We start from the raw sequence: 19,274 nt of genomic DNA, 5'->3' as shown, positions 1-19,274 counted from the left end.
GAATCCAGTCGTAAAGGTCGGAATGACTTTAACTGCTGGAGCAATCATATAGTCAATTTGACTCAAACACCGAAATATGTCGTATTCAGGCTTGACGTGCAGCCGCGGCGGCCTCGCGTGCACCGGTTCGGCTGATGCCCATACCCATCACGCCCCACAGTGTTACGCGGGCCATCGCCTCGACGGCGATGCGTGGACTCATCTTCGACGCTCCGCGTACCCGCTCGACGAATGTGATCGGCACTTCGACCACGCGCAGGTCGGCCCGCACGGCGTGCAGGAGCATCTCGATCTGAAAACAATAGCCGAGGCTGTCCACGCTGGACAGGTCCATCCGCTCGAGGGCCAGGGCCGAGTACACCCGATAGCCGCCGGTAGCGTCTCGTTGTGGCAGCCGCAACAGCAGTCGGGAGTAGAACGACCCTCCGCGGGAGAGCGCGCGCCGGTGCCAGGGCCAATTCTCGATGGCCCCGCCGGGTACCCAGCGTGACCCCATCACGACATCGGCCGTGTCGGCCGCTGCCAGCAAACTCGTGAGCTGCTCTGGCAAGTGGGAACCGTCGGCGTCGATCTGCACGAGCTGGGTGTAGCCGCGGGACAGGCCCCAGCCGAAGCCATCGAGGTACGCCGCTCCGAGGCCGGTCTTTTCGGTGCGGTGCAGCACGTGAACGCTCGGATCCCGGGCCGCGAGGCTGTCGGCGAGTGCGCCGGTGCCGTCGGGGGAGGAATCATCGACGACCAGGATGTGTACGTCGGGCACACTGGAACGCAGTCGATCTACGATCGATTCGATGTTCTCGGCCTCGTTGAAGGTCGGAACCAGTACCAGGGTGGTCGGCACAGGAGTGGTCATGGGGTTACCTCGTCATTTCAATGATGCGGGTGCGATTGAGCAGCGTCGTGTCGGCAACGTGGAATCCTTGCAGGGTGAGCGTCCGGACATCCGTTCCTCGGCGCGATTCTCCACTGCCTGAATATTGCAGCAGCCAGATCCGGTCGAGGTCCGCGACGGTCGGCAGGACGTTGGACAGCGGTGCGACATCGTCCCAGAGCCAGCCCGTCTCGGCATAAGACCGGGTCAGCGTCAGGTCCTTCAGGCCGACGAACGCGTCGGGGTACACGTGCATGGCCAACCGTGGCACCCGCGATGGCCGCACGCTCTGGTCGAACACGACGCCGTCACCTGGCGCAGCCCTGGCCGCCATGACTTCGGCCACCTGGCGCCAGTCGCTTCCCTCGTTCTTGCCGAAATCACCACGCTGCACGACGTAGGCCGGCACGATCACAACTACGAGCGCCGCAACGGCGAGGGCGCGCAGCCACTTCGTGGTGAGGGCAGCCACGCCCACGGCAATCACCACGCCTACCGCAGGGGCGCACAGAGACAGGTAGCGCAGCGAATACATCGGGGTGACCACCTGGGTGCCGATCAGCAGAATGGCGCTCGGCAGCACCATCCAGGCCAGAAAAATCGACAGTGCGGCGCGATCAGGCAGGCCGGCCCGATGCAGGCCGGAACGGCGCAGAAACACCACGAGAACGGCCACGACGATGAGTGACCAGGCCATGATCGCCACCGGAATAGTGTCAAACCACTGCATCACCGCCGCCTCGGTCACCGTGACCGTCGGGCGCCGGCCGATGAACGCGATCTGTTCGCGCTGCGACGTTCCAATCAAAATGATCGGGGCGGCCAGCAGTAGCCCGAATGCGCTCGCCCCCAGCCAGGCGACAACGTTGCGCCCAAGCAGATGCCGACGGGCCGCCACCACAACCACCACAGCGTGTACCGGCAACAGCAGAGCCAAAAACAGGAAGACGTACATTCCGAGGGCGAGCAGGAGGGAGTAACCCAGCCAAAGAGTGACCTGTCGGCGGCGAGAGGCTGTGCCGCTGCGGAGCGCGTGCACGAGCAGCACCGTGAGCCAGACCGCGATGGCCGTCGCGATGGCGGTGGATCGTGCTTCGGCGCCCATGTAGGTGACCCGGGGAAGCACGGCAAAGATCAGTCCGCCGCTGATGGCCACGCGTGACCCCATGAAGAATCGCGCTAGAACCACGGTCCCCGCAGCGGCGACTCCGATCGCGATCGCGCTCGGCAGCCGGGTGGAGATTTCGGAGCCGCCGAACAGGTCGATCCAGCCGTGCAGGAACAGGTAGTACAGGCCGTGCACGGCATCGATGTTGTCGAGCAGTCCGAACAGCGAGGAGAACGATCGTTCGGCCGACATGATGCTCGCCGCCTCATCGCCCCAGTAGGACGGCTGCCAGGACCACGCGAACGACACGAAGAACGCCACCAGTCCGACAAGAAGCGCTGACCGAGCCGGGGGAGTGAGCGTGAAATGGCGTCGACTAATTCCGCTTCTGGCCACAACACGTGGTGCGAGAACGGTAGTCACCGTTTTAACCTACCCAGTAAAGGTTAACGACAGCCTCGCAATGACCCTGAATTGCATGCCCGGACCAATCCGTTTGGCGTTCACTGTCGGCAGCCCGCGGCCAGCCAGCGAGAGGCTCTGCCAATTCGGCGGCGGCCGCGATCACAGCGGTCCGGGTCTCAGGACCGCGGTTCATCGTTCGTTTGCCGTTTGGACACACGGTGCGGATAAACCTGAGAACGATGCGCCTCCGCGTAGATACCTTCACCCGGAAAGAGACTTCCATGTTTTCCAGACTTACCCCTTCGGTTTTCATCGCTCTTGTCGCCGTCACGACCGTCACCGGGGCCTCAGCACCCGTGGCGGAAGCACCGGCGGTCGTCCTTGGCACCCCGCAGAATGCCGCCCATGCCCACAACGACTACGAGCATGATCGCCCTCTGGTCGATGCCCTCGAACGGGGATTCACCAGCGTAGAAGCCGATGTCTGGCTGGTGGACGGTGACCTTCTCGTCGCCCACGATCTCGAGGATGTGCAACCGGGCGCCACCCTGGAAAGCCTTTACCTTGATCCGCTGTCCGACCTTGTGCGTGGGCACGGTCGCGGTGTCTACCCGGAATGGGAGGGCAGCTTTCAGCTCCTGATCGACATCAAGAGCGACGGGGAGAGCACCTACGCCGCGATCGAGAAGAACCTGGCAGAGCACCGCTCCATCATGACGCGGTACAGCAACGGCAAGACGAAAATCGCACCGGTCACCGCCGTCGTCAGCGGCAATCGACCCCTGGATACGATGCAAGATCTGAACTCGCGGTTCGCTTTCTACGATGGACGTTCTGCTGACCTCGCATCTGGATTAACGGCTGATCTCATGCCGCTGGTCAGCGACAACTGGAACAAGCTCTTCGTCTGGCAGGGTGTGGGCTCGATGCCGGACAGCGAAAAAATCAAGCTGGGCGAATACGTGGAGCTGGCGCACGCCCAGGGCTACCGCGTGCGCTTCTGGGGGACTTTAGACGTGCCTGGCGCAGCCCGCGAGGCCATCTGGACGGAGCTGCACGCGGCCGGCGTCGACCACATCAACACCGATGACCTCAATGCCCTGGCAAAGTTTCTCGGGAGCCGGGGCTAGCCAGCAGCGTGTTTTTTGTGCCCAGGGGCATCGCCCTGCTGGGGCTGGTCTTCTCGAGTACGAAATCCTTGCCAAGGCCGTCGACCTTGGCCCGCAGGCGCAGGCGGCGGTCGACGACGCTTCGCGTCAGAAGGCGCTGGAGGCCGGCAGAGCGAATCTCTCGGCCTCCCTCTTTGAGCGGGTCGTCATCTGTGGTTTTCAATGACCCTCAGCTGGATAACTCCACCGTTGGAAAGCCGCTCGGTGCCAACGCCTGGCGGCAGCTTGCAGTTCGTTCGGAGTCCGTCGAGATCATCACCAACACGGGCCAACAAGCCGTCGTTCGGGCGATCGGAACGTCGGCGGACCACCCCGGATTGACAGTGGTTGCCACCTACACCGCCAACGCGGACGAGCAATGGATCAGCGCCGAGACCGAGTTCCGGTGGGTGACGCCATGGACTATGACACCGCCGGCCAGCGCAGCGGCGTTGCGGGGCATCCGCTGATCAATCCGGGCTCGGCTGCCAGCTTCGATCCGACCGGGTTGTGGATCGGCCAGACCGGAACCGGCACGGACCAGCAGACGTAGGGGCTGATTTACACCGCGGAGAGCGGAAAGTTCACCGGCTGCGGTTTTCGGAACTGGATCATGAGCAAATTTCAGGTAGAGATTCCCGGTGGTGCCTGCCCCACTCTCAGCCGCAGGGTGGTCGTCGCTTCAAACCGTGATGCCGAGAACCCATTCGCCGTACTCGACCAGTTCGCGATCGGGTAGCTGAAGGCTGAATAGAGCTTCTGCTTGGGGAAGGGTGGCCGTCACGCGACCATCCTTCCCGATTTCGTTCGGGCCGCTGAGCAGCTCTTCTACGGATCTAGTCAGAGCTGGACCGAAAACTCCCGCTAGGCTTTCGCCATGAATAACGCCGTGAAACCCAGCGAAACCAGCACGGTCGGCGTTGCAGTGGCCCAGTTCGCACCGACAAACGATCGGGCGCACAATCGTGCCGTGCTGCGACAGCTCGCCACCACGGCCGCAGCGCGCGGCGCCCACCTCGTGGTCTTTCCCGAGTACTCCGCCTTCTTCGAGCCGAAACTTGGGCGGTCGTTTGTGGCGGCAGCCGAACCGCTCGACGGAGAATTCGTTACGGCGCTGGCGGCGCTCGCCGCCGAACTGAGCGTTCATATTGTGGCGGGCATGCTGGAAACGACCGCAGACCCGGCCCGGTTTTCCAACACTCTTGTCGCCGTCGACCCAACCGGCCGCCTCGTGGCGACCTACCGCAAACTGCACCTCTACGATGCGTTCGGCGATCGCGAATCCCAGTGGGTGCTGCCGGGCACAGTGACCGACCCGGAGATTTTCGACGTCGGCGGGCTGCGGGTGGCCCTGCAAACCTGCTACGACGTGCGTTTTCCCGAGGTTACGCGTCGGCTCGTCGATGCTGGGGCCACCCTGGTGCTCGTGCCGTCCGAGTGGGTGCGGGGCCCTCTCAAAGAACACCACTGGCGCACCTTGCTCACGGCCCGGGCAGTGGAAAACACTGTTTTTCTGGCCGCGGCCGATCACACACCGCCGATCGGAATCGGTACCAGCCTCATCGTTGACCCGATGGGCGTTGCACTGGTCAGTCTTGGTGAAAGCGCGGATGTCGCCGTTGCGTTCCTGTCACCAGAGCGGGTCGCCGCCGTGCGGGCGATCAATCCGGCCCTCGCGCTGCGTCGCTTCGCCGTTGTTCCGCGCTGAATGCTCAGCGTTCGGTGACACTGGCCTTGGTTGCGCGGGCCTGTGCGGCCGCTCGGATGCCGATGGCCGGTTCGATTTTGCCAGCCGCGTTTGTGTCGACTGCGGCGCTCTCTTCGGCGGTGACGACTAGTCCTTGGGCGCTGTTGGCCGAACGGGTGAGCTGGGCGACCCAGTTCGGGTTGATGGTCGGCGCGTGGCCACCGGCAAACTTGAAGTACAGCGGAATCGCCGGATGCAGCCAGGCTGAGCTGCGCCCGTCACCGACCACCGCGGCGTCACGCCAGGACAGCAGAAAGCTCTCGCCGCGGCGCAGTTTTTGAATGATCACGAGCTGCAGGTGTGCCAGCATTCTGTCTTCGAATTCCACGACGACACGGTCATACGTGAGAGAACCCATGATCGCCACTTCCACTTGGATAATCGGTTGCGCCTTGATCTTGTGCACTGGCTGGAATCCGAAAGTTAGATGCCGCAGGCGGGAACGAATGAAAGCGAGGGCTGCACCGTGGCGTGGAACCGGATACCACTCCCTACTGTCCTCTGTTCGGGGGGTAAATTCAAGGTTTTAAGAAAGTGCCCGGCTCACTCGTGGTCGCCACGATCGGCAGCGGAACGGCGAATTCGAGCCGGAGCAGGACTTCGAGCGGGCGTTCGATCTGACCGAAATGCCCGGCTCCTGCAATGGTGCTGATCACGCAGTTCGGCACGGCAGCGCGCAATCGTTCGTCATCGTCGGCCGTTACGAACACATCGTGGTCACCGTGCACCGAACGCACCGGGCAGCAGATTTGCGCCCACCGGGCGTCTGCGTCGTAGGTGCCAGCCCGCACGGCCGCTCGAACGAACCCAGCTGGCCTAACCTCGTTGCCGAGCGCTGCGACGACCGTCGAAGCGACAGCCTCCGGCCAGCTGAACAGCGGGGCTACAAGGGCGCGTAGCAGACCGAGGCGCGTTACCGCCCGCACCAGGCCTGGGCCGAGGGGGCCGGCGAGCCGCAGCATCCGCATGGTCAAGAGCAGCGCCGTGAACGCCGGCAACACAGAGAACTGGCGAATCGGGTGACGAACGCTGTCCTGGATCGAAAACGAGGTGGCCGAGACCAGGCCGACGGATGCCGTGGCGCGCTTTTCGCTCGCCGCCAACTGCAGCGCGATGAACCCGCCCATGGAGTGTCCGACAACGTTCCAGCGTTCGTAGCCGAGGGAGCGCGCTGTGTCGGCGACCAGCTCGGCCATCGACTCGACGCCAAATGCCGACTCGTCGGGGGCCATGGGGGAATCGCCCCACCCTGGCAGGTCGGGAATGATGAGATCGGCCAGGTCGCGGCTGGTCGCATCGGCAGCCTGCAACAGGGGGGTCCACGTCGTCCATGACCCGGCGGCGCCATGCAGCAGAATGGTTGCGGTGTCGCTCGCGGTGCGGCGCCCGTGCCGAACCACGACCGTCCCGCGCCGAAGGCGCATAGTGCTCGTGGTCAGCCCGAAGTGACGAGCATCGGCGTCGAGGGGAAAGGGACTGTACCCCAGCACTGTGGCGGGTGGCGCTGGCTGGGGCCGGGCGGGCACCAGTGGGCCGGGCGTGAGAGCATCCAGGGCACCGAGCGCTGCCACGGCGTAGATACGGGTCGCTGGGGGGGACATCAAAATGCTCATGGTGGTAGTTCGGTGCCGCGGTCGAAGCGGATTGCCTAATCGCATGACCCGAGCAGCCGAACATACAGTCAATTGGCAGGCAGGAATATCGTGCGGCTGCAATCCGTTTTGCCTACGGATGTACAGGACTTACCTGAAGCCTCCCAGAAGAACGAGTCCGGTCTGACTGACCGGATGATTTAGAAAGAAGCCCGTGAAACTCTTTTCTCCGCTTAACCTAGGCGACCTTGAACTGCCCAACCGTCTCGTCATGGCGCCGCTGACCCGCATCCGCTCCGGCCAGTCTGGTGTTCCCGGGGAGCTCGTTGCCCGGTACTACACGCAGCGCGCCTCGCTCGGCCTGATCGTGAGCGAAGGCACCTACCCGAGCCACGCTGGCCAGGGTTTCACTGGCCAGCCCGGGCTCGTCGAACCCGAACAGCTCGCCGGCTGGAAAATCGTCACCGACTCGGTGCACGCCGCTGGCGGCCGCATCGTCGCCCAGATCATGCACGCCGGCCGGGTCACGCACGAAGCGACCACCGGTGGCTACCCGGTCGTCGCGCCGAGCGCCATCGCCGTCAAAGGCACCACGCGCACCTATGACGGCAAGAAGGACTACCCGGTGCCACACGCTCTGACTATCGACGAGCTGGGCGGCATTCTGGATGAATTCGTGCAGGCCTCGAAGAACGCCATCGCGGCCGGATTCGACGGCGTCGAGGTGCACGGTGCCAACGGCTACCTGCTCCATGAGTTCCTGTCGCCGGCCTCCAACGTGCGAGACGATTCCTTTGGCGGCTCGCCCGAAAAGCGCGCCGCGTTCGTCATCGACGTGGTGACCGCAGTCGCCCTGGCGATCGGCGCCGATCGGGTGGGCCTTCGTATCTCACCAGAGCACAACATCCAAGATGCGCTCGAAACGGATGCCGACGACGTCACGGCCACCTATGGCGTTCTTGTCGACGGGCTTGCCCCGCTCGACTTGGCGTACCTGAGTGTGCTCCATGCCGACCCACGAAGTGAATTCGTGCAAAACCTGCGCGCCCGCTTTGACGGTGTCTTCCTGATCAACAGCGGCTTCAGCGTCATCACCGCGCGTGACGAAGCCCTCGCCCTCGTGCGTGACGACATCGCTGACGCCGTCGTGGTCGGTCGTGCGGCCATTGCCAATCCCGACCTGGTACGTCGCTGGCGTGACGACCTGCCCGTGAACGAGCCCAACCCGCTCACCTACTACGCCGACGGCGCAGAGGGCTATACCGACTACCCGGCCCTGGCTTCCTAACCCACCTCACTCAGGTCGTGAGCATAACTCCTGCAATTCGGGGGCGGTCGGCGAAAATTCCGCGTCATTCGCGGGGTTTAGAACGCGCTGCCACACAAATTGCAGGAGTTAGGCACGCGGGGGTATGCGGTTAGCTTCGGGACAGGGCCGCGAGCTGCTCCGACGCCTGCTCCAGGAGTTTTACCTTCTTGCAGTAGGCGAAACGCACCAGGGGGGCGTATTCCGAGCGGTGGGCGGGGGAGCAGAAGGCGGTGATCGGCACCGCGACCACACCAGCCAGCTCCGGCAGGCTTCGGCACAGGGCTTCGCCATCCGTGAAACCGAGCGGCGTCGCATCTGCCACGATGAAGTATGAGCCCTGCGGCAGCGTGATTTCGAAGCCGGCGGCGCGAAGCCCGGTAGCAAGCACATCGCGCTTGTGCTTCAAGTCGGCGGCAATGCGCGTGAAGTACGAATCGGGAAGGTCGAGCCCCGCTGCGATCGCGGGTTGAAACGGCGCCGCATTCACATAGGTGAGAAACTGTTTGACCGCGAGGATTGCCGTGATTATCGAAGAAGGGCCAGAGACCCAGCCCACCTTCCAACCGGTGAGGCTGAACGTCTTACCGCCCGAGGAAATGGTGACCGTTCGATCCCAGGCGCCCGGCAGAGTTGCGATCGGAATGTGCGGCGCTTGGAACGTGAGGTGCTCGTACACCTCGTCGGTGACGATGATCGCATCGTGGTGTTGCGCGAGCTCGACGATCAGCTCCAAAGCTTGCCGGGAGAAAACCGCGCCGGTGGGATTGTGTGGATCGTTCACGATGATCAGCCGGGTACGGTCGGTGACGGTTGCCCGCAGCACGTCGAGGTCCGGTTGAAAGTCAGGTGCCCGCAGCGGCACTGGTCGATGGATACCACCGCCGAGGCCGATCAGACCGCCGTAGGCATCGTAGAACGGCTCAAAAGTGACAACTTCATCCCCCGGCTCGATCAGTGCCAAAATGGTGGCTGCGAGAGCTTCCGTGGCCCCCGCCGTGACGAGAATTTCGCTGCCCGGGTCGAGGGCCAGCGCATAGAACCGGTGCTGGTGCCGGGCGATCGCCTCCAGCAGCACCGGCTGGCCCCGGCCGGGCGGATACTGGTTGACCCCGTCGCTGATGGCTTGGCGGGCCGCCTCGAGCACTGCGGCTGGCCCGTCTTCATCGGGAAAACCCTGACCGAGGTTGATCGCACCGGTGCGCACCGCGAGTGCACTCATCTCGGCGAAGATGCTGGCTGCAACGGTGCCGTCAGCGGCGAGAAGTCCAGCTCCGCGAGCCGTGCGTCGCCACGCACCGGAAATGGTCATCGCTGGCTTGCCTGTGTCGAGTGCTGCATGGCTTCCAAACTATCGCTTAGGCAACGTCTCGGCATGATCATTGACTGCTCACAGTGTGTACATATCGAACGTTCAGGTTTGGGCGCAAAGCTGGCAACGCTTGGAAGGAGCACCCGATGACCGACAACACCAAAGATTCCGGCACCACCCCTGATCCGGCTGATGATAGCGCCGCTTTTGCTGTGAATGACTCCGGCGAGGCTACCTTACCCACCGCCCGACCGTCCGTACCGACTACCGACGCTCCGGCCGCGCCCTCCGCCCCGACCGCGCCCCCGGCGAATGTCGAGCCCACTGTGCCGGTCGTGAACGCACCGACCCTGCCGACTCACGACATCCCCGACGCCGCTGAAACCGTTGCCTACCCGACGGATGCCTTCGGTCGCCCGATCGAGTCCCCGACAGCGTCGAGCTCCGCTTATGCTCCAAGCGCCTCGCCGCAGGCGTATGCGACCGCGGACTCGTACCCCACGGATGCCTTTCCCGGCCAGCCCTTCGCCTCCACTAAGAGCAAGGAACCCGGTCGTCGCAAAGGCAGCGTCGCGTTGATCGCCGCGCTCGCCATCGGTGCCTTGGTCGGCGGATCGTCCGGCGCCGGCATCACCGCCCTGATGATGAATGGCCAAAGCAACGGCGTACCGGTCAGCGAGGCTTCCGGGCCCAGCAATGTCGTGGTGAACAACACTAAGAGCGTCAACCAGATCACCGCCGTCGCGGCCAAAGCCTCGCCGAGTGTCGTGACCATCGACGTCTCCAGCAGTTCCTCCGGCGGAACCGGATCCGGCGTGATTCTCAGCGCTGACGGCTACGTGCTCACCAACACCCACGTGGTCACCCTCGACGGCGCCGCCTCCGACGTGAAAATCGAGGTCAAGAGCAATGACGGCAAGCTGTACGCCGCCACCATGGTTGGCACCGACCCGATTTCCGACCTCGCCGTGATCAAACTGACCGACGCCAGCGGACTCACCCCGATTACCTGGGGCGATTCCTCCGAGCTCAACGTCGGTGACAGCGCTATTGCCATCGGCGCTCCGCTCGGCCTCTCCGGCACGGTCACCGACGGTATCGTCAGTGCCCTCAACCGCAGCATCACCGTCGCGAGCTCGGCCGCGCCGAGCTCGCCTGACGCCACAACGCCCGATGAAGGACAGAACCAGAACCCCTTCTTCTTCGACTTTCCAAACCAGGACGGCACCCAGTCGCAGGGCTCGCAGACCGCTACCGCCAGCATTGCGCTCCCGGTGATTCAAACGGATGCCGCCATCAACCCGGGCAACTCCGGTGGCGCCCTGCTAAACGGCAGCGGTGAACTGATCGGCATCAACGTGGCCATCGCCAGCGCCGGCTCCACCACAGCGTCGGCGGCGGCTGGCAGCATCGGTGTTGGATTCTCCATTCCCTCGAACTTCGCTAAGCGCATTTCCGACGAGATCATCGCCAACGGCACGGCCACCCACGGCCTGCTCGGCGCGAGCGTCAAGGACGCGTCCAGTTCGACCAGCAGCACCGTCGGTGCGCTCATCAGCGAGGTCACGTCCGGTGGCGCCGCAGCCGAGGCCGGTCTGGCTGCCGACGATGTCATCACCAACTTCAACGGTGTACCGATTACGGACTCGATCGACCTCACCGCTCAGGTACGGGTGCTCCCGGCCGGCGCCAGCGCCGATCTCACCTATGTGCGGGACGGCAAGTCGGTCACCGTCTCGGTCACGGTCGGCGCGCTCTCCAGCTAGCCGCTCGTTCCTTCCCCGCAATCGCGTCGCCGGCCCGCCGGCGGCGCGATTGCGCGTCTACCACCAGGCGCACAGCCATTTCGTGGGCTGGTAGGCTCGATCGTCCTACCCAATAACCGGAAAGCTGGCCAGCCAGGTGCACCAACGTGGTATGGGATTTCTTCCCGGGGTGTCGTATGTGATGCCAGTGCTCAACGAGGCGACGCACGTGCGAGCCGCCGTCGAGAGCCTGCTGGCCCAAGACTTCGAGGGCCCGTTCGAGGTCACTCTGGCGCTCGGACCGAGCATCGATGGCACGACCGAACTGGTCGAAGAAATGGCCGCGGTTGACTCGCGAATCCGGGTCGTGCCCAACGATATCGGCTCGACTCCGGCGGGCCTGAACATCGCCATTCGCGCGTCGCAGTATGCGGTAGTGATTCGTGTCGATGCTCATTCGGTGCTGCCGCCCGATTACGCCCGCATCGCCGTGGAGACGCTCGAGCGCACCGGCGCCGACAACGTCGGCGGCATCATGGATGCCCGCGGCATCAGCGCATTCGAGCGTGCGGTGGCCCGCGCGTACGGTGCCCGCATCGGTCTCGGCGGCACCCCGCACCACGTTGGCGGGACTGCGGGCGCCGCCGAAACCGTCTACCTCGGCTGTTTTCGCACCGCGAGCATCCTTGCTGTCGGATTGTTCGATGAGGACGTCAAGCGCGGTCAGGACTGGGACCTCAACCGGCGCCTCCGTGAAGCCGGCGGCCTGGTCTGGTTCACCCCCGAATTGCGTGTGCTGTATCGTCCGAGGCCGACGCTGCCCCAACTCGCCCGGCAGATGCTCTCGACCGGGCTCTGGCGCGGCGAACTGGCTCGTCGGTATCCGGCGGCCAACGGCATCCGCTATTTTGTGCCGCCGGCCATGGTTCTGGCGGTAGCTTTCGGGCTGCTCCTCGGAGTGGTCGGAATCGTGCAGGTGGCAGTCGGAGCGGCACCGTGGTTGTTCCTCGGTCTCATAGTTCCCATTGGGTATATGGGCATCGTGGTGGCTGCGACGCTCGCGGTGGCCAGGCCGGACGGAATTCGTACCTCCCTGAATTTTCTCGTAGTCTTGCCCTGCATTCACTTCTGCTGGGGGGTCGGGTTTGTGTTCGGGTATCTCAAACTCACCAGCGACATCACAGCACACACGGGAAGGTGAGCAGATGACCAGTTCGCCCAAGACCTCGCATCGGCGCCCGGCCCGACCGGAATCGATCGCTCAGTTGCGCGCGGTGGCTCAGCCGCCCGAAGTGCGCCTGCGTGCCAACGCCGAGCACTGGACGGCGAGCCTGTATCTGCGCGATCTGTCTCCGTACCTCACCTGGGTGCTGCTGAAAACCCGCATCTCCGCCAACGGTGTGACCGCGCTGATGATCCTGGCCGGCTGGTCCACTGCCGCAGCCTTGCTCATCCCCGGAATCTGGGGGGCATTGCTCGCCCTCGCGCTCAGCCAGGTGCAGATGCTCATCGACTGCTGCGACGGCGAAGTGGCGCGGTGGCGCGGCACGTCCTCGCCGGCCGGGGTGTTCCTCGACAAGGTCGGGCACTACTCCACCGAGGCGCTTATTCCCATCGCCCTCGGAATTCGGGCGGCCGCGTACCCGTTCGACATGCCCGAGGATTTTTTGTGGACCAGCCTTGCGCTCTTGCTTGCATTGATCATCGTGCTGAACAAGGCGCTCAACGACATGGTGCACGTGGCACGGGCCAATGCCGGATTGACCAAGCTCGCCGACACCCACGGCGAGAAGACTCCGACCTCGAGCGTGATCGCCCGGGTACGCCGACTCGCCCGTTTCGTACCCTTCCACCGCCTCTACCACTCGGTCGAACTGACCATGGTCATCTTCGCCGCTGCAGTCGTCGGACTATTTCTCGGGCAGCCACTCGTCGACCGGACCGTGTTGATGATACTGGTGCCGCTCGCGTTCCTATCGCTCATCGGCCATTTCGTGGCCATCATGGCGTCCAAGCGTGTCCGTTCCTGACGCAACGGCCGGCGCCGTTCCGGCAGGCGGTGCAATGGCCGGCGATGTGACGGTCGGAGTGGTGGTTTTGACCCAGGGCACCCGTCCGGGTGATCTTGAGCGGGGCATCCGCTCGGTGCTCGCTCAGCAGGGAGTGATCCTCGACGTGGTCTGCGTCGGCAATGGTTGGCAACCGACCGGACTGCCGGTCGGCGTGCGGTCCCTCGGGCTGCCGACCAATTTAGGCATTCCAGCCGGTCGTAACCGCGGCGTTTCGCTCGTGACCGGGGAATACCTGTTCTTCCTCGACGACGATGCGAGCATTCCCGACCCGCATTTCTTGATCGAAGCGATCGGCAAGATGCGCGCCGACCCGAAAATCGGGCTGCTGCAGCCTCGGGTCGAAGACCCGGCGGGAATCGAATCGCCGCGTCGGTGGATTCCCCGTATCCGCAAGGGTGAAGCCACCTCGCCCGGACGGGTGTTCTCGGTCTGGGAGGGCGCCGTTCTGCTGCCGCGCAGCGTCTTCGACGCGACCGGAGGCTGGGCCGAACCATTTTTCTACGCGCACGAAGGCATCGAACTGGCGTGGCGGGTCTGGGATCTGGGCTTGGTGGCGTGGTACGCCGGTGACCTCGTCGCCAACCACCCGGTCATCCTGCCGACCCGCCACGCTGATTACTATCGGCTGAACGCCCGCAACCGGGTCTGGCTGGCCCGTCGCAACCTTCCGGTTCCGTTGGTGCCGCTGTACGTGGCCTCGTGGACGGCCATTCAGGTGCTGCGCTGGGCACCGAACAATCGTCTGGCGCTGCGTGCCTGGTTTGGTGGCTGGCGCGAAGGGTGGAGCCACGACCCGGGACAGCGGCGTCGATTACGTGCACACACGGTGTGGCGGATGACCTGGGCCGGGCGCCCGCCGATCATCTAACGAAAGGTAGGCTTGACCGGTGGAAATTCGCAAAGATGTCAGGCGTGCAGTCAAACTGGTCAGGGATGTTGTGGCCTCCCGCAAAGCCCAGCACGAACTCCGCGGTCCGCTGAAATCGCGCGAGCTGCGCGAGGACAACCACTTCAAGATTGCCGTGTACTTTGCTGACGGACCCGTCAACATTTACCAGATGCGGCAGTGGTACCAACCCCTCGCCACCCTCGCCAAGACGTGGCCGGTACTCGTGATCAGCCGCACCGGCGGCGGCACCCTGAAGCTCATGGACGAGGCGCCTATTCCCGTCGCCTACGCGCGCACGGTACCCCAGCTCGAGCAGATCGTCGCCGAGCAGGATATTCGCATCGTGTTTTACGTCAACCAGAACCCGCGTAACTTTCAGATGATGCGCTACGGGCGCTGCTGGCACGTTTTCATCAACCACGGTGAGAGCGACAAGATGTACATGATCACCAACCAGTTCAAGGCTTACGACTATTCGTTCGTCGCGGGGGACGCGGCACTCGCCCGGCTCGACCGGGTGCTCTGGGACTACGACTTCGACAAGCGCGCCATTAAAATCGGGCGCCCACAGGCCGACTATTTCAGCGGTGAACTGCCCTACGTGCCCGATGAACGCCAGGTCGTGCTCTATGCACCCACCTGGGAGGGGGACCGGGCTGCCGCGGCTTACGGCTCTGTCGCCACCCACGGTGTCGCGCTCGTCAGCGCGCTGCTGGCCTCCGGCACCCACCGCGTCATCTACCGGCCGCACCCACGCAGCGGCGTCGTCGATCACAGCTACGGGGCCGCCAACAAGGCCATTATCGCGGCCATCGCCGCGGCCAACGCCCGAGATCCGCGTGCGCAGCACGTCTACGACTCTGGCCCGGACCTCGGCTGGCAGCTGGCTGCAGCAGATATCGCCATCGTCGACATCTCCGCCATGGTCTACGACCGGCTCGCCACCGGCAAACCACTCATCATCACCCGCCCCGTCAACCCGACGGCGGTGATAGACACGAGCGGTTACCTTTCCGACTGCGAGTGGCTGCCTGTCGATCATGCCGCCGACATTGTGCTCGCCGTCGACCGACTCACCCACGATGAGGCGGCGGTCGATCGCCTGCAGGGCTGGGTACACCGTTATTTCGGTGACACCGAGTCCGGCGTCGCGACCGAACGCCTTCACTCGGCCGTGCAGCGCCTGATGAATGAGTGGGACCGGTTCGCGGCCGTGCACGAAGCCGACAGTGCGATCGTGCCCGATGCTGCAGACAATCCCGGTGGGGCGTAGTACGCCCGAAGCTACGTGTCTTCGGGCTTGGTCGGCCACGAGGCGGATGCCGCCGGCTCGGCCGATATGGCCGTCATCGACTTACCACGGCGCTTTTCGCGAACCTTGATGGCGGGCACTTGCGGGTCTAAATCCGGCCGAAAACCGGCTGGGGCCGGACCAAAGGCGAGGCGTGACGCGCGCATCACCTTGGTGCCCAGAATGTGGTTTCCGGCACCGCCGATCACCGCGCCGATGCCGAACGGCAGGGCCTTCCCAAGCAGGCTCGCGCCGCCGCGGGTGGCGAACTGGCGCAGAAATGTACTCTTCAGTCGATCGGTGAGCGGGCCGAGAACGGCGCGGGGAAGACTGTTGGTGATGAGCTCACCCCAGTAAGTGTTTCGTGCGGTTCCCGAACCGGTCACCTGACCGGCGAGTTGGCGTACCAGATCGCTTCCCTCCCGGCCCAGCATCATCGTCATGACGAGAGCGCGGGCGCGATCCGGGTCTTCCACCGCGATTCCATGCACCTCGCTCACCGATTGGGTGAACAACGCCGTCGCTTCGAGAAATCCGGCGGTTTCCACGCCCGACAGTGCGAGGGTGATTCCGGTGCCGACGCCGGGAATGACCGCGGTGGCGCCCACCGCGGCACCGCCGGTCGTGACCGCCGCGAGGTAGCGTTTTTCCAGAACGCGCACGATTTGTTCGGGGGTGGCCTGGGGATTGCGCCGTCGGATGCTGCGGATATGTGCGAGCACGACGGGTCGGTGAATGGCCAGTACCCGATCAAAGCCCTTGACGAACCCGCTGGGGAGCGCGCCAGCCTGCGGAGTGCCGCCGGTCGACGACAGCATCGGTACGCTCTTCCTCGCCATTGCTCGCCTCTCTCGGTGCGTCTGGTCGAGTTTACGTGGTGCACCGGGACGCACGCTGGGTTACATGCGCGGGCCCGGAGACAAACACTATCTTTGCCCAAAAGTCCACCCGCTAGTCAAGACTCCACTGTGCCGCTACAAATGAGTAATGCTTGAGCCCAAATCAGAAGCCTCTCGACTGCTCGGCCTGCGCCTGCGAGAGCGCCGCCTTGCGCTCGGGTTCAATCAGGAGTCCGTTGCTTTGCTCGCCGGACTCAACGTCTCAAACTATGCCCGCATCGACCGCGGACATGGAAACCCGACAATGTACACGCTCGTTCGGTTGGCGGCCGTGCTGCAACTCGAATTGAGTGAGCTCCTGACCGGCCTGGCTGTCGAGCACCTGCCGCCGACCCGCGACTCGTACATCGCGATCGATTTTCGACGTTCCCAAAACGTCACGGCGAATCGGGGTCTGGACTCGGGTCAGGTTGCTGGTTTGACGCCGTAGTCGGTGTTGTACCGTGCGAGCACGTCCGTGATGGGCCCGTCGAGCACCAGGTCGCCCTTGTCGAGGTACAGACCGCGGGTGCAGAAGCGCCGCAGGTCCCGCTCATTGTGCGAGACGATGAAGAGGGTACGCCCGCCTGCGAGGAGTTCCTCGATGCGGCGATAGCATTTTTCCCGGAAAGCTTTGTCTCCCACGGCCAAGACCTCATCGACCAGCAGAATCGGCTCTTCGAGCCGGGATATCACCGCAAAGGCGATTCGTACTTTCATCCCGCTCGACAGGTGCTTATATGGTGTGTCGATGAAGTCGGCGATCTCGGCGAATTCGATGATCTCGTCGAAGCGTTCCGTGATCTGCTTGCGTGTCATGCCGTGCAGGCCAGCCGTCAAATAGACGTTATCGCGCACACTGAGGTCGTCCACGAACCCGCCGGTGATCTCGATCAGTGGTGCCACGCCCTCCGTGACGTGCACTGATCCCTCGTCGGGCAGCACGACTCCGGTGACGAGTTTGAGCAGGGTCGACTTGCCTTGCCCGTTGCGCCCGACGACTCCGATGGCTTCGCCCGGCTGCACGGTAAAGGAAACGTGCTGCAGGGCCCAGAACTCGCCGGGTCGGCTGCGCCGTTTGCTCGCACCAAAGAGATCCTTGAAATTTCGACGGCCACGCCGATTCCGTCGAAAGCGGATGCCGACATTCTGCAGAGAGATCACCGGCGTTCCCGTGGCTGACGCCCTCACCTGAGTCATTAGATCTCCTTCAGAACGGCACGTTCGGTGCGGCGAAAAACCAGCAGTCCGAATCCGAGGAAGACGAGGGACAGACCTGCGCTGATGGCGACGGCGAACCAGTCGAGCTGCTCGGGAAAAAATGCCGAGCGATACAGGCTGAAAATGCCGGTCAGCGGGTTGAACGCAGCCCAGAAGTGCAATTCGGGTGGTAAATCGGAGGTGCCGTAGATGATGGGGGAGGCATAGAACAAAAACCGCAGGATGAGTTTGACGGCCCGTTCCAGGTCACGGAAGAACACCACGAGCGGGGCGACGAGTAGTCCGACGCCAGCGGTCAGCATCGCCTGAATTACGATCGCGAGGGGGAAGAACACTGCGTCGATGCTGAGTTCAGCGCCAAACAGGACTGCGAACAACACCAGCACCGGAAGGGACGCGAGAAACTCGATGCCCTTGGACAACACCAGGCGGTTCACCCAGATGGTGCGGGGGATACGGGTAGAGCGGATGAGTTTCGCCTCGCGCAGAAATGCGCGGGTACAATCCGAGACTGCACCGTTGAACCACATCCACGGCAGCAGGGCGGCCAGAAGGAACACGATGTACGGGGTGTTGCCGACGCTGCGGTCGAAGACCTGGGTGAAGACGAACCAGTAAATGCCAGCCATCACGAGCGGATCGAGAATGGACCAGAAGTAGCCGAGCGCCGAGGTCGAGTAGCGCACGCGCAGATCGCGTTGCGTCAGCAACCACAGCGAATGTCGATACCGGGCGATCGGCGTGCGCTGTTCGGGGCGCACCTGGGCGTAACTACTCACGCCGTCTATCGTATGGGAGCGCGCGTAGCGTTCCGTGCCAGTCGGTGCTGGTTCCCAATGCGTGGGGTTGGTTCCCGATGCAGTGATGACGAACCCCCCACGCCAAGGCGCAGGGGGTTGGGATAATGCGGGTGCGTTGGCTAGACGAACAGGTTGGCGCGCTCGAGGTCTTCGGCGAAGTCCACTTCGACGGCATAGAAGTCAGAGATGTTCACCGGCTCAACCAACATGCGGTTCTGTTCGATGGCCAACTCGATGCCGCGCTCGAAGTAGTCCTGGTCGGCGACCCGGGTCAACTGGCGGATCAGCGTTGCCTTGTCGGCGCTCGACACGTAGTTGATGCCGACGGCCTCCCCGAGGCCGTTCCTGACAGTCTTCGACAGTTCTTTGATGAAGCCCTCGGCGCTCGTGGTGTACTTGACTTCTTCATCGGACACCTTGTCAGTGTTGACGGTGACGAAGGACTGGTCCCGGGCCATCATGGCGGCAGCGCGGTCGAGAATGGCCGGGTCGAAGACTACATCCCCGTTCATCCAGAGCACGCCGCCGGGCTTCGAGGCCTGCAGGGCACGCAACAGACTCTTCGAAGTGTTGGTCTGGTCGTACTCTTCGTTGTAGACGAAGGATGCCTGCGGGAACGCTTCGATGATGTGCTCGAGCTTGTATCCGACGACAATCGTCACCTTGGCAGCACTGCCGAAGGCGTGGTTGATGTTGTCGAACTGTTGCTGCATGATCGTACGGCCGTCGCTCAGCTCGGTGAGCGGCTTCGGCAGTGAGCGCCCGAGGCGGCTGCCCATACCGGCCGCCAGAATGACAACCTGCGTCTTTACTGCCTGGGTCTTAGCCGCCTGCGTCGTCACGATTATCTCCTCAAGAATGGTTGGGGCTACGCCGCAAAACCCGCTCT

Annotated in this window: 20 protein-coding genes; 11 read left to right on the top strand and 9 right to left on the bottom strand. The window is 63.7% G+C overall.

Features of this window, described 5'->3' with window-relative positions; genetic code table 11:
* Positions 1–85 precede the first annotated feature (85 nt).
* Entirely contained in the window at positions 86–853 is a 768-nt protein-coding gene (locus E3T51_RS11180) for a polyprenol monophosphomannose synthase (RefSeq protein WP_134529903.1), read from the bottom strand.
* A 4-nt stretch (positions 854–857) separates the two neighbouring features.
* The gene (locus E3T51_RS11175) at positions 858–2,402 is read right to left on the bottom strand and encodes a glycosyltransferase family 39 protein (protein ID WP_134529902.1); all 1,545 of its coding nucleotides are present in this window, start codon (positions 2,400–2,402) and stop codon (positions 858–860) included.
* A gap of 263 nt (positions 2,403–2,665) precedes the next feature.
* Between E3T51_RS11175 and E3T51_RS11170 the strand changes: the two genes are divergently transcribed.
* The 4 genes from E3T51_RS11170 to E3T51_RS11165 all read left to right on the top strand — a co-directional run bounded on the left by E3T51_RS11170 (position 2,666) and on the right by E3T51_RS11165 (position 5,240).
* Complete coding sequence (locus tag E3T51_RS11170; RefSeq protein ID WP_134529901.1) at positions 2,666–3,514, top strand: phosphatidylinositol-specific phospholipase C/glycerophosphodiester phosphodiesterase family protein; 849 nt, start codon at positions 2,666–2,668, stop codon at positions 3,512–3,514.
* A gap of 397 nt (positions 3,515–3,911) precedes the next feature.
* Complete coding sequence (locus E3T51_RS16780) at positions 3,912–4,085, top strand: hypothetical protein (protein ID WP_166806447.1); 174 nt, start codon at positions 3,912–3,914, stop codon at positions 4,083–4,085.
* Positions 4,086–4,145: 60 nt separating this feature from the next.
* Positions 4,146–4,271 carry a hypothetical protein gene (locus E3T51_RS17330; RefSeq protein WP_255453233.1) on the top strand — a complete coding sequence of 42 codons (126 nt, stop codon included), beginning with the start codon at positions 4,146–4,148 and terminating at the stop codon, positions 4,269–4,271.
* Between the two features lie 138 nt (positions 4,272–4,409).
* On the top strand, positions 4,410–5,240 hold the full coding sequence (locus tag E3T51_RS11165) for a carbon-nitrogen hydrolase family protein (protein WP_134529900.1): 831 nt from the start codon (positions 4,410–4,412) through the stop codon (positions 5,238–5,240).
* Positions 5,241–5,244: 4 nt separating this feature from the next.
* On the opposite strand, the gene E3T51_RS11160 is transcribed toward E3T51_RS11165, so the two are convergent.
* Positions 5,245–5,685, bottom strand: a complete 441-nt coding sequence (locus tag E3T51_RS11160; RefSeq protein ID WP_338145157.1) for a DUF7882 family protein — start codon at positions 5,683–5,685, stop codon at positions 5,245–5,247.
* Positions 5,686–5,797: 112 nt separating this feature from the next.
* Positions 5,798–6,880: an alpha/beta fold hydrolase gene (locus E3T51_RS11155; RefSeq protein WP_166806446.1), complete on the bottom strand. Its 1,083-nt coding sequence runs from the start codon at positions 6,878–6,880 to the stop codon at positions 5,798–5,800.
* A gap of 205 nt (positions 6,881–7,085) precedes the next feature.
* On the opposite strand from E3T51_RS11155, the gene E3T51_RS11150 reads away from it, so the two are divergent.
* The gene (locus E3T51_RS11150; RefSeq protein ID WP_134529898.1) at positions 7,086–8,159 is read left to right on the top strand and encodes an alkene reductase; all 1,074 of its coding nucleotides are present in this window, start codon (positions 7,086–7,088) and stop codon (positions 8,157–8,159) included.
* A 130-nt stretch (positions 8,160–8,289) separates the two neighbouring features.
* On the opposite strand, the gene E3T51_RS11145 is transcribed toward E3T51_RS11150, so the two are convergent.
* Positions 8,290–9,489 (bottom strand): aminotransferase class I/II-fold pyridoxal phosphate-dependent enzyme, encoded by a 1,200-nt coding sequence (locus E3T51_RS11145; protein WP_134529897.1) that lies wholly within the window; start codon positions 9,487–9,489, stop codon positions 8,290–8,292.
* A 146-nt stretch (positions 9,490–9,635) separates the two neighbouring features.
* Here E3T51_RS11145 and E3T51_RS11140 point away from each other — a divergent pair, with 146 nt between their 5' ends.
* The 5 genes from E3T51_RS11140 to E3T51_RS11120 all read left to right on the top strand — a co-directional run bounded on the left by E3T51_RS11140 (position 9,636) and on the right by E3T51_RS11120 (position 15,468).
* Positions 9,636–11,255 (top strand): trypsin-like peptidase domain-containing protein, encoded by a 1,620-nt coding sequence (locus tag E3T51_RS11140; RefSeq protein ID WP_134529896.1) that lies wholly within the window; start codon positions 9,636–9,638, stop codon positions 11,253–11,255.
* Between the two features lie 151 nt (positions 11,256–11,406).
* Complete coding sequence (locus E3T51_RS11135) at positions 11,407–12,435, top strand: glycosyltransferase family 2 protein (protein ID WP_134529895.1); 1,029 nt, start codon at positions 11,407–11,409, stop codon at positions 12,433–12,435.
* A gap of 4 nt (positions 12,436–12,439) precedes the next feature.
* Positions 12,440–13,264 carry a CDP-alcohol phosphatidyltransferase family protein gene (locus tag E3T51_RS11130; RefSeq protein WP_134529894.1) on the top strand — a complete coding sequence of 275 codons (825 nt, stop codon included), beginning with the start codon at positions 12,440–12,442 and terminating at the stop codon, positions 13,262–13,264.
* A 34-nt stretch (positions 13,265–13,298) separates the two neighbouring features.
* Positions 13,299–14,174, top strand: coding sequence for a glycosyltransferase family 2 protein (locus tag E3T51_RS11125; RefSeq protein WP_134529933.1), 876 nt, complete (start codon positions 13,299–13,301; stop codon positions 14,172–14,174).
* 19 nt (positions 14,175–14,193) lie between these two features.
* Positions 14,194–15,468 carry a CDP-glycerol glycerophosphotransferase family protein gene (locus E3T51_RS11120; RefSeq protein ID WP_134529893.1) on the top strand — a complete coding sequence of 425 codons (1,275 nt, stop codon included), beginning with the start codon at positions 14,194–14,196 and terminating at the stop codon, positions 15,466–15,468.
* A gap of 11 nt (positions 15,469–15,479) precedes the next feature.
* Here E3T51_RS11120 and E3T51_RS11115 read toward each other — a convergent pair whose 3' ends face one another.
* Positions 15,480–16,325, bottom strand: a complete 846-nt coding sequence (locus E3T51_RS11115) for a hypothetical protein (protein WP_420898426.1) — start codon at positions 16,323–16,325, stop codon at positions 15,480–15,482.
* Between the two features lie 148 nt (positions 16,326–16,473).
* On the opposite strand from E3T51_RS11115, the gene E3T51_RS11110 reads away from it, so the two are divergent.
* Positions 16,474–16,815, top strand: a complete 342-nt coding sequence (locus E3T51_RS11110; RefSeq protein WP_134529892.1) for a helix-turn-helix domain-containing protein — start codon at positions 16,474–16,476, stop codon at positions 16,813–16,815.
* Here the strand turns inward: E3T51_RS11110 and E3T51_RS11105 are convergent.
* The 3 genes from E3T51_RS11105 to E3T51_RS11095 all read right to left on the bottom strand — a co-directional run bounded on the left by E3T51_RS11105 (position 16,791) and on the right by E3T51_RS11095 (position 19,227).
* Positions 16,791–17,564 carry an ABC transporter ATP-binding protein gene (locus E3T51_RS11105; RefSeq protein WP_104192934.1) on the bottom strand — a complete coding sequence of 258 codons (774 nt, stop codon included), beginning with the start codon at positions 17,562–17,564 and terminating at the stop codon, positions 16,791–16,793. The genes E3T51_RS11110 and E3T51_RS11105 overlap by 25 nt on opposite strands.
* Positions 17,564–18,364 carry an ABC transporter permease gene (locus tag E3T51_RS11100; protein WP_241989280.1) on the bottom strand — a complete coding sequence of 267 codons (801 nt, stop codon included), beginning with the start codon at positions 18,362–18,364 and terminating at the stop codon, positions 17,564–17,566. The genes E3T51_RS11105 and E3T51_RS11100 overlap by 1 nt, the downstream gene beginning before the upstream one ends.
* A gap of 140 nt (positions 18,365–18,504) precedes the next feature.
* A complete protein-coding gene (locus E3T51_RS11095; protein ID WP_255453232.1) occupies positions 18,505–19,227 on the bottom strand; it encodes a phosphocholine cytidylyltransferase family protein in 723 nt (240 codons plus the stop codon).
* Positions 19,228–19,274 lie beyond the last annotated feature (47 nt).

The sequence above is a fragment of the Cryobacterium serini genome (genome assembly GCF_004404025.1).
Lineage (GTDB): Bacteria > Actinomycetota > Actinomycetes > Actinomycetales > Microbacteriaceae > Cryobacterium > Cryobacterium serini.
Note: the sequence above shows the minus strand (reverse complement) of the source record. Positions and strands in the feature narration are given on the sequence as shown.

Bases quoted from the DNA above. Each gene is read 5' to 3' on its own strand.
- E3T51_RS11180 (WP_134529903.1), bottom strand. From the start codon at position 853: ATGACCACTCCTGTGCCGACCACCCTGGTACTGGTTCCGACCTTCAAC.
- E3T51_RS11170 (WP_134529901.1), top strand. From the start codon at position 2,666: ATGTTTTCCAGACTTACCCCTTCGGTTTTCATCGCTCTTGTCGCCGTC.
- E3T51_RS16780 (WP_166806447.1), top strand. From the start codon at position 3,912: ATGGATCAGCGCCGAGACCGAGTTCCGGTGGGTGACGCCATGGACTAT.
- E3T51_RS17330 (WP_255453233.1), top strand. From the start codon at position 4,146: ATGAGCAAATTTCAGGTAGAGATTCCCGGTGGTGCCTGCCCCACTCTC.
- E3T51_RS11165 (WP_134529900.1), top strand. From the start codon at position 4,410: ATGAATAACGCCGTGAAACCCAGCGAAACCAGCACGGTCGGCGTTGCA.
- E3T51_RS11155 (WP_166806446.1), bottom strand. From the start codon at position 6,880: ATGTCCCCCCCAGCGACCCGTATCTACGCCGTGGCAGCGCTCGGTGCC.
- E3T51_RS11145 (WP_134529897.1), bottom strand. From the start codon at position 9,489: ATGACCATTTCCGGTGCGTGGCGACGCACGGCTCGCGGAGCTGGACTT.
- E3T51_RS11140 (WP_134529896.1), top strand. From the start codon at position 9,636: ATGACCGACAACACCAAAGATTCCGGCACCACCCCTGATCCGGCTGAT.
- E3T51_RS11135 (WP_134529895.1), top strand. From the start codon at position 11,407: ATGGGATTTCTTCCCGGGGTGTCGTATGTGATGCCAGTGCTCAACGAG.
- E3T51_RS11130 (WP_134529894.1), top strand. From the start codon at position 12,440: ATGACCAGTTCGCCCAAGACCTCGCATCGGCGCCCGGCCCGACCGGAA.
- E3T51_RS11125 (WP_134529933.1), top strand. From the start codon at position 13,299: ATGGCCGGCGATGTGACGGTCGGAGTGGTGGTTTTGACCCAGGGCACC.
- E3T51_RS11115 (WP_420898426.1), bottom strand. From the start codon at position 16,325: ATGGCGAGGAAGAGCGTACCGATGCTGTCGTCGACCGGCGGCACTCCG.
- E3T51_RS11110 (WP_134529892.1), top strand. From the start codon at position 16,474: ATGCTTGAGCCCAAATCAGAAGCCTCTCGACTGCTCGGCCTGCGCCTG.
- E3T51_RS11105 (WP_104192934.1), bottom strand. From the start codon at position 17,564: ATGACTCAGGTGAGGGCGTCAGCCACGGGAACGCCGGTGATCTCTCTG.